The organism is Limosilactobacillus caviae (genome assembly GCF_014635905.1).
Classification (GTDB): domain Bacteria; phylum Bacillota; class Bacilli; order Lactobacillales; family Lactobacillaceae; genus Limosilactobacillus; species Limosilactobacillus caviae.
The window spans coordinates 63,419-79,238 of sequence record NZ_BMDS01000004.1; the positions used below are offsets into that span (position 1 = coordinate 63,419).

At 39.0% G+C, this 15,820-nt stretch carries 14 protein-coding genes; 13 read left to right on the plus strand and 1 reads right to left on the minus strand.

Annotated elements, in window-relative coordinates; genetic code table 11:
• Nucleotides 1-47: 47 nt before the first annotated feature.
• The 6 genes from IEU90_RS06360 (at nucleotide 48) to IEU90_RS06385 (ending at nucleotide 7,452) form a co-directional block, all read left to right on the plus strand.
• Nucleotides 48-1,094, plus strand: coding sequence for a zinc-dependent alcohol dehydrogenase family protein (locus IEU90_RS06360; protein WP_153709873.1), 1,047 nt, complete (start codon nucleotides 48-50; stop codon nucleotides 1,092-1,094).
• Nucleotides 1,095-1,165: 71 nt separating this feature from the next.
• Entirely contained in the window at nucleotides 1,166-1,753 is a 588-nt protein-coding gene (locus IEU90_RS06365; RefSeq protein WP_153709874.1) for a peptidylprolyl isomerase, read from the plus strand.
• A gap of 349 nt (nucleotides 1,754-2,102) precedes the next feature.
• Nucleotides 2,103-3,491 carry a class II fumarate hydratase gene (locus tag IEU90_RS06370; RefSeq protein WP_153709875.1) on the plus strand — a complete coding sequence of 463 codons (1,389 nt, stop codon included), beginning with the start codon at nucleotides 2,103-2,105 and terminating at the stop codon, nucleotides 3,489-3,491.
• A gap of 123 nt (nucleotides 3,492-3,614) precedes the next feature.
• Nucleotides 3,615-5,009, plus strand: coding sequence for a flavocytochrome c (locus IEU90_RS06375; protein ID WP_153709876.1), 1,395 nt, complete (start codon nucleotides 3,615-3,617; stop codon nucleotides 5,007-5,009).
• Between the two features lie 64 nt (nucleotides 5,010-5,073).
• Complete coding sequence (locus IEU90_RS06380; protein WP_153709877.1) at nucleotides 5,074-6,009, plus strand: L-lactate dehydrogenase; 936 nt, start codon at nucleotides 5,074-5,076, stop codon at nucleotides 6,007-6,009.
• 24 nt (nucleotides 6,010-6,033) lie between these two features.
• Nucleotides 6,034-7,452, plus strand: a complete 1,419-nt coding sequence (locus IEU90_RS06385; RefSeq protein ID WP_153709878.1) for an anion permease — start codon at nucleotides 6,034-6,036, stop codon at nucleotides 7,450-7,452.
• A 35-nt stretch (nucleotides 7,453-7,487) separates the two neighbouring features.
• On the opposite strand, the gene IEU90_RS06390 is transcribed toward IEU90_RS06385, so the two are convergent.
• Nucleotides 7,488-8,429, minus strand: a complete 942-nt coding sequence (locus tag IEU90_RS06390; RefSeq protein WP_188357891.1) for a sugar-binding transcriptional regulator — start codon at nucleotides 8,427-8,429, stop codon at nucleotides 7,488-7,490.
• Between the two features lie 138 nt (nucleotides 8,430-8,567).
• Here IEU90_RS06390 and IEU90_RS06395 point away from each other — a divergent pair, with 138 nt between their 5' ends.
• The 7 genes from IEU90_RS06395 to IEU90_RS06425 all read left to right on the plus strand — a co-directional run bounded on the left by IEU90_RS06395 (nucleotide 8,568) and on the right by IEU90_RS06425 (nucleotide 15,803).
• A complete protein-coding gene (locus tag IEU90_RS06395; protein ID WP_188357892.1) occupies nucleotides 8,568-9,725 on the plus strand; it encodes an NAD(P)-dependent malic enzyme in 1,158 nt (385 codons plus the stop codon).
• 11 nt (nucleotides 9,726-9,736) lie between these two features.
• Entirely contained in the window at nucleotides 9,737-10,780 is a 1,044-nt protein-coding gene (gene citC / locus IEU90_RS06400) for a [citrate (pro-3S)-lyase] ligase (RefSeq protein WP_153709881.1), read from the plus strand.
• Nucleotides 10,780-11,073 (plus strand): citrate lyase acyl carrier protein, encoded by a 294-nt coding sequence (gene citD / locus IEU90_RS06405; RefSeq protein WP_153709882.1) that lies wholly within the window; start codon nucleotides 10,780-10,782, stop codon nucleotides 11,071-11,073. Before citC ends, citD begins: the two co-directional genes overlap by 1 nt.
• Nucleotides 11,074-11,075: 2 nt before the next feature.
• Nucleotides 11,076-11,981, plus strand: a complete 906-nt coding sequence (citE, locus tag IEU90_RS06410; protein ID WP_003670699.1) for a citrate (pro-3S)-lyase subunit beta — start codon at nucleotides 11,076-11,078, stop codon at nucleotides 11,979-11,981.
• Entirely contained in the window at nucleotides 11,971-13,509 is a 1,539-nt protein-coding gene (gene citF / locus IEU90_RS06415) for a citrate lyase subunit alpha (protein ID WP_188357893.1), read from the plus strand. Before citE ends, citF begins: the two co-directional genes overlap by 11 nt.
• A 97-nt stretch (nucleotides 13,510-13,606) precedes the next feature.
• Nucleotides 13,607-15,034 carry a triphosphoribosyl-dephospho-CoA synthase CitG gene (gene citG / locus IEU90_RS06420; protein ID WP_153709884.1) on the plus strand — a complete coding sequence of 476 codons (1,428 nt, stop codon included), beginning with the start codon at nucleotides 13,607-13,609 and terminating at the stop codon, nucleotides 15,032-15,034.
• A complete protein-coding gene (locus IEU90_RS06425; RefSeq protein WP_188357894.1) occupies nucleotides 15,015-15,803 on the plus strand; it encodes an alpha/beta fold hydrolase in 789 nt (262 codons plus the stop codon). The genes citG and IEU90_RS06425 overlap by 20 nt, the downstream gene beginning before the upstream one ends.
• Nucleotides 15,804-15,820 lie beyond the last annotated feature (17 nt).

Sequence of the window (15,820 nt, forward strand, 5' to 3'; positions counted from 1 at the left end):
ATTACAATAAATAGTGAAAACTTTATTTTAATCGAGGTCTTTAAATAATGATGAAACGAGAAGATGCTATTCCAAAAACGATGAAAGCATGGGCGGTTACTAAACCAGGACCGATTGATGGAAAAGAGTCGCCAATTAAATTCGTTGAAAAACCAGTTCCTACTCCTAACCGTGGTGAAGTCCTTGTAAAAGTACTGACTTGCGGTGTCTGTCATACGGACCTGCATGTTACTGAAGGAGATTTACCTGTCCATCATCAAAATGTTACCCCTGGGCATGAAATCGTCGGAAAAGTGGTAGGCTTTGGTCCAGAAACACAACGATTTAAGCTAGGGGAACGGATTGGTATTCCGTGGTTTCGTCACGCTTGCGGAGTTTGTAAATTCTGTCGTTCGGGTCACGAAAACCTTTGTCCCCACTCGGTTTATACAGGATGGGATCACGATGGCGGTTATGCGGAATACGTAACGGTTCCAGAAGGTTTTGCCTATCGTCTGCCTGAAAAGTTTGACTCACTAGAGGCGGCCCCATTACTATGTGCAGGTATTATTGGTTATCGGGCATTTGAACGCGCTAATATCCCTGCCGGGGGCCGATTAGGTTTGTATGGTTTTGGCGGGTCAGCACATATCACTGCTCAGATTGCTCTTGCACAGGGGATTGAGGTTCATGTCTTTACTCGTGGTGAAGATGCCAAAAAGTTTGCCCTTGAGTTAGGGTGTTCTTCAGTCCAAGGCTCATATGATCCATCACCTGTGCCATTAGATTCGTCAATTATTTTTGCACCGGTGGGCGATATGGTGTTGCCGGCACTAGCAAGTCTTGTTCCAGGCGGGACCTTAGCTTTAGCAGGAATTCATATGACAGATATTCCAACGATGAATTATCAAAAAGAGATTTTTCATGAGAAAACGTTAACGAGTGTGGAGAGTAATACCCGGCGTGATGGGGAAGAATTTTTAACCTTAGCTGATCGTCTCAACATTCATCCAGAAGTGCATGAATATCCGTTAGCAAAAGCAGATGAAGCTCTTCGCTATGTTAAAAATGGTGATATTAAAGGTGCTTGTGTTTTGCGGGTTAGCGAAGATTAAACAATTGCTTTTTCTTTCCGCTTCTTGCTAAGATAGTGCAAGAGGTTTGAGAGAAAGAGGAGGTTTTTTCAATGAAATATCCCCAATTAGCATTAGATGAAGTTAAGGGGCCTAAAGCAACAATTGAAACAACAATGGGTGACATAAAGATTCAGCTTTTCCCAAAATACGCTCCCAAAGCAGTGGAAAACTTTGTTAAATTAGCAGAAAAACACTATTATGATGATGTGATTTTCCATCGGGTTATTCCCGACTTTATGATTCAAGGCGGCGATCCCACGGGAACCGGTCGTGGTGGCGAAAGTATTTACGGTCATCCATTTGAAGATGAATTTTCAGAAGAATTATTTAATTTTACTGGTGCGCTCTCAATGGCTAATGCTGGTCCGAACACTAATGGAAGTCAGTTCTTTATCGTTACGAACAAGCATGTTCCAGAAGATTTGATTGATCAAATGAAAGCTATTGGTTATCCACCAAAAATTATTGATTATTACGAAAAGCATGGCGGGACCCCGTGGCTGGATTTCCACCATACAGTATTTGGTCAAGTCCTATCTGGTATGATGGTTGTTGAAAAGATTAGTAAAGTTAAACGTAACACAATGGATAAGCCTAAAAAAGACGTTATCATTAAAAGCATTACGATTGAAAAATAGAGCAAGAGACCGAGGAGATTTTAATTTTCTCAGTTTCTTGCTTTTGCTTTATAATTGGGCAGATGAACTGTTTGTGAATAATAAAACCTATATATTGGTCATCTAATAAAAAGCGCCTAAGAAATCAAAAAAATCTTAGGTGTTTTTTGATCAAAAATATTGTGAAATTTTTGCAAGCACAATCTGAAAACGCTATTATAACAATAGATAAAGCTATAGCTATAAGTGAAATTTATTGAATGTTAAAGATTTGACTATAGCTATATTTACACGGTAGGATATACGTGTAAACGATGTGTAACATTTCACAAGTTATAATTGCTCAATTAATACATTGGAGGTTTTTGAGATGTCAGAATACCGTACTGAAGAAGATACGTTAGGTCCTGTTAAAATCCCTGCTGACGCATTATGGGGACCACAAACCGAACGGAGCCGGAATAATTTCCCGACTGGTCAATACATGCCATTAGCAATCATCCGTGCTTTATTGAACATTAAAAAAGCTGCGGCTCAAGCTAACATGGAAACCAAGGCGATTTCTGAAGAAAAGGGTAATTTAATCGTAAAGGCAATTGATGAATTACTCGCATTAAATGATGAAGAATTGCGGAAAGACTTCCCATTAAAGGTTTACCAAACTGGTTCTGGTACACAAACCAACATGAACACTAATGAAGTTGTTGCGCACAAGGCTCATGAAATTAACCCCGACATTGAAATTTTACCAAATGATGATGTTAACAAGGGTCAAAGTTCAAATGATACTTTCCCAACCGCAATGAACGTGGTTGCCTTAGAAGCTCTTGATAAGTTAAAGCCTGCTGTTCAACACTTGATTGATGAATTAAAGGCTAAGGAAGAGAAGTACATGAAGACTGTTAAGGTTGGACGTACTCACTTGCAAGATGCCGTTCCATTGACATTTGGTCAAGAACTTTCTGGTTACGTTGCTTCTCTAGAACATGATCTTGACTACATTAAGACTTTAGAACCAACGCTTAACGAACTTGCAATTGGTGGTACTGCTGTTGGTACAGGTTTGAATGCCGCTGAAGGAATGCCTGAAAAGATTGCTGAAAAGCTTAGTGAAGTTTATGGATTAAGCTTGACTGCTGATTCAAATAAATTCTATGGCTTAGCTAACCACTCTGGCCTAGATGTTGTTCACGGTGCTCTAAAGACTTTGGCAGCTGACATGTTCAAACTTGCCCAAGACATTCGTTTCTTAGCATCTGGTCCTCGTGCTGGTTATGGTGAATTAAATATTCCAGCTAACGAACCAGGTTCATCAATTATGCCGGGTAAAGTTAACCCAACTCAAGCAGAAGCTGTAACAATGGCTGCTTTGCGGGTGTTTGGTAATGATACTGTTGTAACAATGGCTTCATCACAAGGTAACTTTGAAATGAATGTTTACAAGCCGGTATTGATTGATGCCTTCCTTGAATCAGCTGACTTGATGACTGGTACTATCATGGGCTTTGCCGACAAGATGATCCACGGTATGACCGTTAATGAAGAACGGATGGAAGAATTAGTTGATAATTCCTTGATGACCGTTACTGCATTATCACCACACATCGGTTACCATGACAGTGCTAAAATTGCACAAGCTGCAGATAAAGCAGGAAGCACATTGAAAGAAGCTGCATTAAAGTCTGGTAAGCTTACTGAAGAACAATATGATGAATGGATGGACATGCTTAAGATGACCAACGTTGATCGTGATAAGTAACAATTAAGTTAAAAGTAATGCCAGTTTCTGGCGAGAGTGGAAATGAGCAGTTCAAAAAGCAGCTCGCTATCCCACTCTTTTTGACTGTTAATAAGTATAAGATAAATAAAGGAGAACAATATCATGGCTGAAAAATTTCAACCATTATCTGTAAGTAAATTAGATAATGATTACGATGTTATTGTAATTGGGTCTGGTGGTACGGGCCTTTCAGCAGCAATTCAAGCAAATGAATTAGGAATGAAGACAGTTGTCCTAGAAAAGGAAGAAGAACTAGGCGGTAACACTAACCGGGCATCTTCTGGGATGAACGCTGCTGAAACCAATGTTCAGTTGCAACACGGTGTTATTGATAATGTGGCTGATTTCTACCATGAAACCTACAAAGATGGTGGACGCTTAAACGATAAGGATATGCTTGGTTACTTTGTATATCACACTGCGCCTGCAATCGACTGGTTAGCTGACCATGGTATTAAGCTTGATGATATTACCATTACTGGTGGAATGTTACGGAAGCGTACTCACCGTCCAGCAAGTATGGCGCCAATTGGTGGTTTCTTGGTAAAGAGCTTATTAGAAGTTGTCCAAAAGGAAAATATTCCAGTCTTCAACAAGGTTAAAGTTAATAAGCTATTGCAAGATGATGAAGGTACGGTAATCGGTGTTGAAGCCAATGCTGATGGACTTATCAAGACCATTCATGCCAAAGCGGTTATCCTAGCTACTGGTGGATTTGGGGCATCTAAGGAATACATGAAACGATTCCGTCCAGACCTCGCTGAGTATAAGACAACAAATCAGCCAGGAGCTACGGGTGATGGTTTGAAACTTGCTGAAGGTGTCGGCGGGGAATTAATGCAAATGGACCTTGTACAAGTTCACCCAACGGTTCAACAAGATAATCCGCATGTTTACCTGATTGGAGAAGCGGTTCGTGGCGAAGGTGCAATTTTGGTAAATGCTCAGGGTAAGCGATTCATTAATGAATTAAATACTCGTAAGATTTGTGCTAACGCAATTACCGCACTTCCCGAACACAGTGCTTACTTGGTTTTTGACCAGGGTATTCGTGATCATGTTAAGGCAATTGAATTCTATGACAAGGTTGGTCTTGTAGTGCATGGCGACACAATTGAGGATCTTGCTAAGAACCTTAACATGGACCCAGAAAACTTAAAGAAGACTGTTGCAACGTGGAATGAAGCCGTTGAAAATCATGACGATAAAGAATTCCACCGGACAACCGGAATGGATCGCGGAATTACTAAACCAGGATTCTTCGCAATTCATATTGCACCCGCTATCCACTACACAATGGGTGGTATTCATATTAATACTAAGACCCAAGTACTAGATGGTAATGGGGATGTAATCAAGGGATTATATGCTGCAGGTGAAGTTGCTGGTGGATTACATGGTAATAACCGTGTTGGTGGTAACTCTATTGCGGAAACAATTGTCTTTGGACGCCAAGCCGGACAACAGGTGACTGTATACGCACGTAGTTTGAAGTAAAAATAAAATTAGGTGGAATTTTCCGCCTAGAGCAATTATTTAATTATTATTGGAGGAAACACTTATGTTAAGACATCATCATAAAGTTTTGCTTGTTGGTGATGGGGCAGTAGGATCATCCTTTGCCTTTTCATTGCTTCAAACAACACAAGAAGTCGATGAACTAGTCATTGTTGATTTAAAAAAAGATAAGGCGACTGGTGAATCACTAGATTTACAGGATATTACACCGCTTACCAGTCCGGTAAATATCCATGCAGGGGACTATTCTGATGCGACAGATGCTGATGTAGTAGTGATTACTGCAGGAGTTCCTCGTAAGCCGGGTGAAACAAGGTTAGATCTTGTTAATAAAAATGCAAAGATCCTTTCAACGATTGTAACTCCTATTGTTGAAAGCGGCTTTAGCGGAATCTTTGTTGTTTCGAGTAATCCAGTAGATATTTTAACTACTTTAACGCAAAAACTATCTGGCTTTCCTAAACATCGTGTTATCGGTACCGGGACATCCTTAGATACAGCTCGCTTGGATGTTTTGCTATCTGAAAAGCTAGACTTACCTGTTAATGAAATTGACGCTTTTATCTTGGGCGAACATGGTGATACGTCATTTGGCGCCTTTGATGAAGCAACGGTTAATGGTAAGCCGTTAAAAGAGGTCGCCAACCTGACTGATCAAGATTACGCTGCATTAGAAAAGGCTGTAAAGGCTCGAGGCAGTGAAATTATTAATGGTAAAGGCGCTACTTTCTACGGTGTTGCAAAATATCTAGCATATATTGTAAGAGCAATCATTGAAAACCGGAATGTTATGCTACCGGTATCTGCACCTTTAACGGGGCAATATGGGATAAAGGATCTTTATCTCGGGTTGCCGGCAATTATTAACCGAACTGGTATTGAACGCGTAGTTGACTACGATTTTTCTGAAGCTGAGTTAAAAAAGCTTACTTTATCTGCTACTAAGATGAAGGAAGTCTTGGATAACGTAGAACTTTAATTATTTAAGGGAGAAAAGAAACTAATGGGATTATCAAAGGTAAATTATAAGGGCTTTATATGGCCGCTAATTGTGGGAATCCTTATTTGGCTATGTACTCCAATGCGGCCAGAAGGGATTAGTGTCGTTGCTTGGCACTTATTAGCACTATTTATTGCAACAATTGTGGGATGTATTACACAACCACTTCCAATTGCTGGTGTAGCATTAATTGGTTTTACATTGACTGTTTTACTAGGAATTGCACCGATGAAAGAAGCAGTTGTAGCTTTTGGTAACAGTACCCCATGGACAATTGCAATGGCTTACTTAATTGCCCGTGGTTTTATTAAAACCGGATTAGGACACCGTGTTGCATTACTTTTCGTTCGCTACTTTGGTAAGAAATCACTAGGACTTGGATATGCATTGATGGGAATTGACCTGGTTACTGCTCCAGCAACTCCATCTAACACAGCCCGTGCTAGTGGTATCGTGTTACCAATTATTGATTCCTTATCAAGCACATTCCATTCTTCACCAAAAGATGGTACAGAACGAAAGATGGGTTCATACCTATTATTCACTGAATTCCACGTAAACATTATTACAAGTGCGATGTTCATGACCGCGATGGCACCAAATATTGTTGCTGTTGGTTTGGCAAAGGAACTTGGTGTTAATATTACTTGGATTTCATGGTTCTTAGCTGCATTACTTCCAGGTGTTATTCTTTTAGCAATCGTTCCATGGATTATCTACAAGATGTATCCACCGGAAATCAAGGAAACTCCTGATGCTCGTGAATTAGCTGATACCCAATTAGCTGAAATGGGACCAATGAAACTTTCTGAAAAAATCATGTTAGCTATCTTTGTGATTGCGATTGTTCTTTGGATGATTTCAAGTTTTGTTGGCATGGATGCGATGACTGTTGCATTTATCGCTGTTGTATTAATGCTTTTAACAGGTGTTCTTACTACAAAAGATGTATTGAATGAAACCGGTGCATGGAATGTTGTTATTTGGTTCTCAATTTTAATCTTCCTTGCTGGGGAGTTAAATAAGTTAGGAATTATTCCATGGTTCTCAAAGACAGTTAGTCACTCACTCAGTGGAATGAGCTGGTTTGTAATTTTACTTGCTCTTGTATTAATTTACTTCTACAGCCACTACCTCTTTGCTTCTGGTACAGCCCAAGTTACTGCAATGTTTAGCGGATTCCTTGGTGTTGCAATCTCAGCAGGAGTACCACCATTCTTAGCTGCAATGCTTCTTTCATTAACAGCTGCTGCATATAGTTCAACTACGCACTATGCAAATGGTCCTGCCTCAGCATTGTTTAGTACTGGCTATGTAAAACAAGCTGATTGGTGGCGGATGAACTTTATCCTTGGGCTTCTATACTTAGTAGTATTTGTTGGTGTAGGAACTGTTTGGATGAAAGTTATCGGTTTATGGTAATAAAAAAGATCTGGTATGATACCAGATCTTTTTTATTACAACTCTTTAGCAATCCGAAGAGCAATTGATTCTGTCAGGATCATGTCTGTAAAAAGGTTACCACGGAGAGCGCCAAGAGCTGCTTGATATTTTGATTTACGTTGGACAATCGCAATTCTCTTTGGAACATTGAGGATTTTATTTAAGGAAATAGATAATGTCTTATCGTAGGTCGGGTGGATTAAAAAATTTCCGTTAATGTCATATGGACGACCAAATGCCATTCCAGCGACTTGGTTTAAATTAACATTAGCAAATAGTTTAGCTTTATTATCATGCCAAGCAGGGATACTATCAATTGACTGGAGGGTTCCTAAACCACAGACAATCATATCCATATTATTTGCGGTCTTAAATGCCTCAGTAAAAGCTGGCTCCTGGTAGAGCGCATTTCGGGCATTATCATTAAGAATATATAACGGTCCAGGAATTGTATAGTAAGGTGAATCGTATTTAGCGGCCGCTTTTTGCACCATCCTCATTGAAGCAGCGGAAGATTTATATTTCATGTTTTCGCCCATAAATTGAGTAAATACCAAATCTTGGGTTGGCTGTCTGCTAAAGTGATCAAGAACGGTAAAAATTGTTTCTCCCCATGATAATCCGATCACCATGTGTTCATTTATTAATGATTGGATTTGTGTTGCTGCAAAATTGGCAATAATCTTATCACGGTCGAGCGGGTTATCGGGATCCTTAATAACATATATATTTTTTATATTAAAGCTATTTGATAATTGATGCTCAAGATGAGCGTTTCGATCATATTCAGTATGAATATTAATGTCAACAATTCCACTAGAAAATGCTTCATCGAGGTATTTCATAATGAGGTAGCGGCTAAGGTTATATTTTTTTGAGATATCGCTGATTGCCATTTTACTTAGATAGTAATCCTGCGCGAGATTTCCCAGCAATTGTTGATGTTGTGAATCCATTGTATTTCATGCCTTTCATGTTCAATGCTGTTCTAAGTATAGCATTATTTTTTAAAATTTTTAAAAATACAGCAAATATTTTAATTTTTTAAAAAAGATGGTAGAATGTTAGTAACGAGATGAGGAGGCATTTAGTAGATGGAAGATGAAGAAATACTCTCAATGCATGCTAAAAACCAAGGAGTACTTAATATTGCACCTCAATTTAAAGTGAAAAACCGTAAAGAATTGGGTGAAGCATATACGCCTGGTGTTGCAATTATTTCTAAGCTTATTGAGCGCTATCCTGAACTTAAAGATAAGTATACGCTTAGCGGCAAACTTATCGCTTTAGTAACCGATGGATCCGCTGTTTTAGGCCTAGGGAATATTGGTCCGGCAGGTGGGCTTCCTGTTGTTGAAGGTAAGGCTTTGTTATACAAAGATTTAGCTAACGTTAATGCGTTGCCTTTGACTGTTGAGCAAGTTCCTGTTGATGAGTTTGTTACTACATTAAAAAACATGCAAGAGTCATTTGCTGGCTTCCATTTAGAAGATATTAAGGCACCTCGATGTTTTGAAATTGAAGAGAAATTATCTAAAGCTGTTAATATTCCGGTTTACCATGATGATCAAGAAGGAACAGCAATTGTTGTTTTAGCGGCACTGATCAATGCTGCTAAAGTGGTAAATAAGGATTTAAAAGAATTAAAAGTAGTGATTAACGGGGTTGGCGCTTCAGGGGTTGCAACTGCTCGCTTGCTTTTTGCAGCAGGTATTAAAAATATTGCTTTTGTTGATATAAATGGGCCTATTCATGCTGACAGCCAGAATTATAATCATTATCAAACTGATTTAGTAAAGCAAAGCAGCGATCAAACACCATATAACAGCCTAGACGAAGCCGTAAAAGGCAGAGATGTATTTATCGGTCTTTCTGATGCTGATGTATTAAGCGAAGATCAGGTTAAGACAATGGCAAACGATCCGATTATTTTTGCCCTGGCAAATCCGCGTCCAGAAATTGACCCGCAAGCGGCTGAAAGAGCTGAGGTAGCGGTGATGGCAACCGGCTCAAGCCAGTATCCAAATCAGGTAAATAATATTCTGGTATTTCCCGGGTTATACAAGGGATTATTAACTACCAGCTTAAATAAAGTTGATTTTGGTCTTGAAATGGCGATTGCGTCTGGTTTAGCAAGTATGATTTCTAACCCTACAGCTAAAAAGATTGTTCCCGGGGTATTTGACGATGGTGTTGTTAATACAGTAGCTCAGGCAGTTCGTCACTATGCAAGCAAGGAAAATAACAACTAGGAGAATTTTCAATGCAGGTTCGTGAAATCAACATTCATTTGAAACGTAACTTTACGAAGTGGAAAAAATTTTTACAGTTTAATGAAATTCAGGTTTTTTCAGAAAAGGAAACCGCTTCTATTGATAAAACTTTTGTATGGGAAGACAATGGCGAAATCTTGGCAACGGGGTCAATTGCTGATAATGTGTTGAAATATATTGCAATCTGCTCAAAAGTACAGGGGCATGGCGAAACTTTTAATAGTTTGGTTAGTAAATTAGAAAATGAAGCGGCAATGATGGGACGTTTTCATTTGTTTGTATTTACAAAACCGCAATATAGTCAAAGCTTTCAGTATGTTGGATTTCATGAACTGGCAAAAGTAGATCAGGGAGTTATTTTAGAAAGCGGCACACCTGATGTGCACGATTATATTTCTTCTTTACCGCATTTTGATGATCAAAGTAATAGTAGAATAGCGGGAATTGTGATGAATGCTAATCCGTTCACAAAGGGTCATCGGTATTTAATTGAAAAAGCCAGTAAAGAAAATGATCATGTATATGTTTTTGTAGTCAGTGAGGATGTATCAATCTTTTCATTTGCTGAGCGCTATGAATTAGTAAAGGCTGGAACAAGAGACTTACCGAATGTGACAATTGTACCTGGAAAAGAATATATGGTAAGTTATGCTACATTTCCAGCGTATTTCTTAAAAGATGACCAAAATGTTGGAAGATTTCAGGCTTCCCTTGATGGAACTCTTTTTAAAGAACAGATTGCGAAGCCGCTTAATATAACAAGACGTTATCTTGGGAAAGAGCCGTATTCTAAGACGACAGATGTATATAATGAAGAATTGAGCCGGGTTCTACCACCTGATGTTGAAGTGAAAATTATTGATCGAAAACAAGCCGAAGATCAAGATATTATTTCAGCAACGAAGGTACGAGCAGCGATTGCTAATGATAATATTGCGTTAGTTAAGAAGTATGTTCCAGATACAACGCTCGAATTTATTAAAAACAACTGGTCTGAGCTTCAAACTCGGATAAAGGAAGGAAGTATTAAATAATGGATATTAAGAAGACTGCACTAGCAGGAACTTTGGAATCTTCCGATATTCAAATTACCTTGAGCCAAGGTAGTAACGGTATCAACATTGACTTAGATTCCTCAGTAGAAAAACTTTACGGTGATCAAATTCGTAAGGTAATCACTGATACTTTGTCTGCTTATGGAATTGATAATGCTAATGTGAAAGCTGTAGATAAGGGCGCTTTAGATTGCGTAATAAAAGCACGGACGATGGCTGCTGCCCAACGTGCGCTTGATACAGTTGATCAACCAGACTGGGAGGTATTTTAATAATGGAAGAACGTTTACGTCGAACAATGATGTTTGTTCCAGGTAACAATGCCGGAATGGTAAAGGATGCTGGTATCTATGGTGCTGATTCCATTATGTTTGACTTGGAAGACTCGGTTTCAATGGCAGAAAAAGACGCTGCTCGGATGTTAGTCTACCAAGCTCTTCAAACACAGGATTATGGCGACTCAGAATTAGTTGTGCGGGTTAATGGAATTGATACACCGTTTTTTAAGAATGATGTTTTTGCAATGGTGAAAGCTGGAATCCAAGTTGTGCGGTTGCCAAAAGTTGAATCTGCACAAATGATGCTAGATCTTGTAAAGGTAGTTGAAGAAGCTGAGAATAAATTTGGGATTAAGCCAGGAACTACTCACGTAATGGCAGCTATTGAAAGTGCTAAAGGGGTGCTAAATGCTCCAGAAATTGCTGCAAGTACAGACCGGATGATTGGGTTAGCTCTTTCTGCTGAAGATTACACTACTGATATGAAGACACACCGTTACCCAGATGGTGCGGAGCTTGAATTTGCACGAAACATGATTCTTCATGCTGCTCGTGCTGCTGGAATCGCCGCCTTTGATACGGTCTTCACGAATATGAATGATGTTGAAGGATTCAAACGAGAAACTGAGCATATTCATGAATTAGGATTTGATGGCAAGTCCTTAGTTAACCCTCGTCAAATTGATTGGGTAAACAAAATCTATGAGCCAACAAAGAAAGAAATTGAAAATGCGTTGGACGTTGAAGCGGCAATTGAAGAAGCCCATCAAAAGGGTTCAGGTGTTATCTCAATGAATGGACAAATGGTTGATCGTCCAGTCGTATTGCGGGCACAAAGAGTCATTCGTTTAGCTAAAGCTTCTAACTTAATCAATGAGGAGGGCGAATACATTGAAAAATAAAGTAGGTCGTGAAATTTCAGACGAAATCTTAAACGCAACAAACTACAAGCCATTTGAAACCACCGAAATTGGTCACCCGGTTGTCCACTATACCGGTCATGATGTTCGTGTAACTAAGGGTGATGATAAGTTAGTTGCTTCATTAGATGATGTAATTAAAAACAACTTGAAAGATGGAATGACAATTTCATTCCACCACCACTTCCGAAATGGTGACTTTGTTTTCAATATGGTAATGGATAAGATCATTAAAATGGGTTATAAAGATTTAACTTTAGCCCCATCATCTTTAACTGGCGTAATGAACGATAAGGTAATTGAAGCAATTAAAGCTGGTACGATTACTAATATCACTAGTTCTGGTATGCGGGGAAGCCTTGGGGAAGCAGTTTCTCATGGACTATTAAAGAACCCTGTTATCTTCCGTTCTCATGGTAACCGTGCGCGGTCAATTGAAAATGGCAATATTAAGATTGATGTTGCATTTATTGGTGTTCCTAACGCTGACCGAATGGGGAACGCAAACGGGATGAACGGTGAATCCGCTTTAGGTTCCTTAGGATATGCACTTGTTGATGCTAAGTATGCTGATAAAGTAGTTTTGATTACGGATACAATTGCTGATTACCCTAACACTCCTGCCTCAATTCAACAAACACAAGTTGATTATGTTGTAAAAGTTGACAAAGTTGGTGACCCAGACCGAATTGGTAGTGGCGCTACCCGTTTTACTAAGGATCCTAAAGAATTAAAGATTGCTAAGATGGTTAATGATGTAATTGTTAACTCTCCTTACTTTAAAGAAGGATTCTCTTTCCAAACTGGTACTGGTGGAGCTGCTTTGGCTGTTACCCGGTTCCTTCGTCAAGCAATGATTGATAACCATATCACGGCTTCCTTTACATGTGGAGGAACTACTTCACCAATTGTTAAACTCCTAGAAGAAGGATTAGTTAAGAAAGTAATGGATGTTCAAGATTTTGACAAAGGTGCCGCTTCAAGCATGAAGAGCAATCCGGGTCAAATTGAAATTGATGGTTCTTGGTATGCTGATCCAGACAACAAGGGTGCAATGGTTGATCAATTAGATGTTGCAATTCTTTCCGCCTTGGAAATTGACACTGACTTTAATGTTAATGTGTTGACGGGATCTAATGGCGAAATTCGTGGTGCTGTTGGTGGCCACCAGGATGCTGGTACTGCCAAGATGACCATTATTTCAGCCCCATTAACTCGTGGCCGAATTGCAACGATTGTTCCTGCTGTTAATTCAGTAACAACACCTGGTTCATCAATTGATGTTGTCGTTACTGAAGTGGGGGTTGCAGTAAACCCTGCTCGTAAAGACTTAATTGAGGCATTTAAGAAAGTTCCAAGTATTCCTGTTGTTCCAATTGAAGAATTACAACAACGTGCAGAAAAGATTGTTGGTAAGCCGGAAAAGATCGAATATACCGATCGAACAGTTGCCCTTGTTGAATACCGTGATGGTACTTTAATTGATGAAATCAAGCAAATCAAGGACTAATTATGAATAAAAATTGCGGTGCTGGAGTTTTCTAGTACCGTTTTTTATACTTATTATTGCTATAATTAATGATGAATTTTTAATTTGAGGAGTTAGTATGCAAACTATTTTTGATCATGGTAAATATCAAGATATTCTTGCTGTTTTAAAAAATAAAGATGAACGTGTGGAGACCCAAAATAAATTATTGAAAGAGAATCCATCAATGACTGTTGTAGCAGCTAAGTTAAATATTCCAGGTCCGATAAAAAACAATAAAAAAATACAAGAATTTTTTGTAACGGGACTGGATACCTTTGAAAGCATACTATTAACTACTGGTTTTAATTTTGTTGTTAAGGATGAGTGGTTAGAAAAAATGACAGGGCCTGAACGGTTTTATCTTATTGAAGAAGATGCCGCTAAGGTTAAAAGTACTACTAGCCAATTTGAAGAAATGAAACCAAGCTTTCGTCTATTTGATTTAGATGTACTGACTAATAGTAATGGTAAAATTCAAACACTTTCGAGGGCAGATGCCAGCCAGCCACCACGAAAATGTCTGATATGCGGGCGTCCTGCTAAGGAGTGCGGGCGTTCTCGGCGTCACACGGTTGAAGAATTGCAGAAAAAGGTCAGTCTGTTAGTTTGTGCGGAATTATCGTATAACCAAAAAGAAAGAATGGCTAATTGGCTAACACGACTTGCTCAACAAGCTCTTTTATACGAAGCCTCTGCTTGGCCTAAACCGGGATTAGTTGATCCGGTTGAACATGGAGCCCATTTAGACATGGACATCTTTACCTTCATTAATAGTTCGGCTAGTTTGCAGAAATATCTCCATCAAGCAGCATTGTTGGGGACAATGAGTTGTTCGACTAACTTATCCTTGATATTCGAAGAATTACGAGAATACGGTAAAAAAGCTGAAAAAGCAATGTTTACTGCTACAAATAATATTAATACCCATAAGGGAGCAGTCTTTTCTTTAGGAGTATTTGTTGCAGCAACGGGGTATAGTTTACAACGCGTTAAAAGATTTGATGCAGAGGATATCCAGGCGGTAATTAAGCAAATGATGGTAAACTTAATTGATGATGATTTAAAGCATCTTCAAGCAAAAAAACATTTGACGGCCGGCGAAAAACAATATTTAGAATATGGACTATCTGGGATCCGCGGTGAGGCACATGCAGGCTATCCGACCGTATTTATGAATGGGCTGCCAGCTTTATTAGCGTCAACGGGTAGTTGGAATAGCCGTATTTTAACAACTTTTCTAGAATTAGCTATGCATATTGAAGATTCTACTTTAATTAAGCGTGCCGGGACCCCATCAATTCAAGAGTGGAAAAATCAAGAAATCAGCGAGTGTTTAGCAATGGGCGGTATTTCGACTAATGCGGGGCGCCAAAAGTTAATTGAAATTGAAAAGGAATTTAGTCAACGCAATTTAAGCCTTGGTGGAACAGCTGATTTGTTAATCGTGACTATCTTTTTAGGTTTAGTAAAGGAAGGTCTGCCTAATGAATTTCAAGACAAGTGATGGAGTGCGGATCAACTATTATGTTTATGGTACTGGAAAACCGGTAGTGTTAATTCATGGCTTTGGCGGTTATCAACAGATATGGTGCTTGCAGATTGAAAACTTAATCAGGCAAGGCTATCAAGTAATTACATATGACCAGCGAAACCATGGCGCATCAGGCAGAGATCAAAACTTAACAACTATTAAGCCGCTGATCAAAGACTTATATGAATTGATGATGTTTTTACAAATCGAAAATCCGTTTTTGATTGGTCATTCAATGGGCGCGGCAGTAATCTACGGCTTTTTAACTTTTTATCCTGATTTTCCTTTAAGGGGTGTAATTTCAATTGATCAATCGCCTAAAATGCTCAACACGGCTCAATGGCAATATGGGTATATGGATGTTACAAGGGCATCATATAAATTAAAGCTAAGGGAGCATGGCAATGTTCGTGAAACATTAAATGGCGTACCAGCGCAAGTAATGTCAAAACTCGCACCGGAAAAAGAAATGTTTCCATTTGTTCGTACTGAAAATTTACCGTTGCTTTATGACCATGCTAAGCGGGATTGGCGATCAACATTAATAAATACCCATGTAGCGACGTTATTGGTGACTGCCAATCAAAGCCCGTATTTTAATGGATCATTTGCCGATGTAATGAGGGATGCTAATCCGGAATTTATAACGCATCAAGCCGTTGATCAAAGCGGTCATGTAGTTATGGCTGAACAGGCGAAAAAGTTTAATGAAATAATGGATAAGTACTTACAAGGACATTAATTTATTTAGGTAATAGG

Excerpts from the sequence above, each read along its gene's own strand:
- citE (WP_003670699.1), top strand. The coding sequence starts at position 11,076 with ATGGAAGAACGTTTACGTCGAACAATGATGTTTGTTCCAGGTAACAAT.
- IEU90_RS06425 (WP_188357894.1), top strand. The coding sequence starts at position 15,015 with ATGAATTTCAAGACAAGTGATGGAGTGCGGATCAACTATTATGTTTAT.
- IEU90_RS06390 (WP_188357891.1), bottom strand. The coding sequence starts at position 8,429 with ATGGATTCACAACATCAACAATTGCTGGGAAATCTCGCGCAGGATTAC.
- IEU90_RS06395 (WP_188357892.1), top strand. The coding sequence starts at position 8,568 with ATGGAAGATGAAGAAATACTCTCAATGCATGCTAAAAACCAAGGAGTA.
- IEU90_RS06365 (WP_153709874.1), top strand. The coding sequence starts at position 1,166 with ATGAAATATCCCCAATTAGCATTAGATGAAGTTAAGGGGCCTAAAGCA.
- IEU90_RS06380 (WP_153709877.1), top strand. The coding sequence starts at position 5,074 with ATGTTAAGACATCATCATAAAGTTTTGCTTGTTGGTGATGGGGCAGTA.
- citD (WP_153709882.1), top strand. The coding sequence starts at position 10,780 with ATGGATATTAAGAAGACTGCACTAGCAGGAACTTTGGAATCTTCCGAT.
- citG (WP_153709884.1), top strand. The coding sequence starts at position 13,607 with ATGCAAACTATTTTTGATCATGGTAAATATCAAGATATTCTTGCTGTT.
- IEU90_RS06370 (WP_153709875.1), top strand. The coding sequence starts at position 2,103 with ATGTCAGAATACCGTACTGAAGAAGATACGTTAGGTCCTGTTAAAATC.
- IEU90_RS06360 (WP_153709873.1), top strand. The coding sequence starts at position 48 with ATGATGAAACGAGAAGATGCTATTCCAAAAACGATGAAAGCATGGGCG.
- IEU90_RS06375 (WP_153709876.1), top strand. The coding sequence starts at position 3,615 with ATGGCTGAAAAATTTCAACCATTATCTGTAAGTAAATTAGATAATGAT.
- IEU90_RS06385 (WP_153709878.1), top strand. The coding sequence starts at position 6,034 with ATGGGATTATCAAAGGTAAATTATAAGGGCTTTATATGGCCGCTAATT.
- citC (WP_153709881.1), top strand. The coding sequence starts at position 9,737 with ATGCAGGTTCGTGAAATCAACATTCATTTGAAACGTAACTTTACGAAG.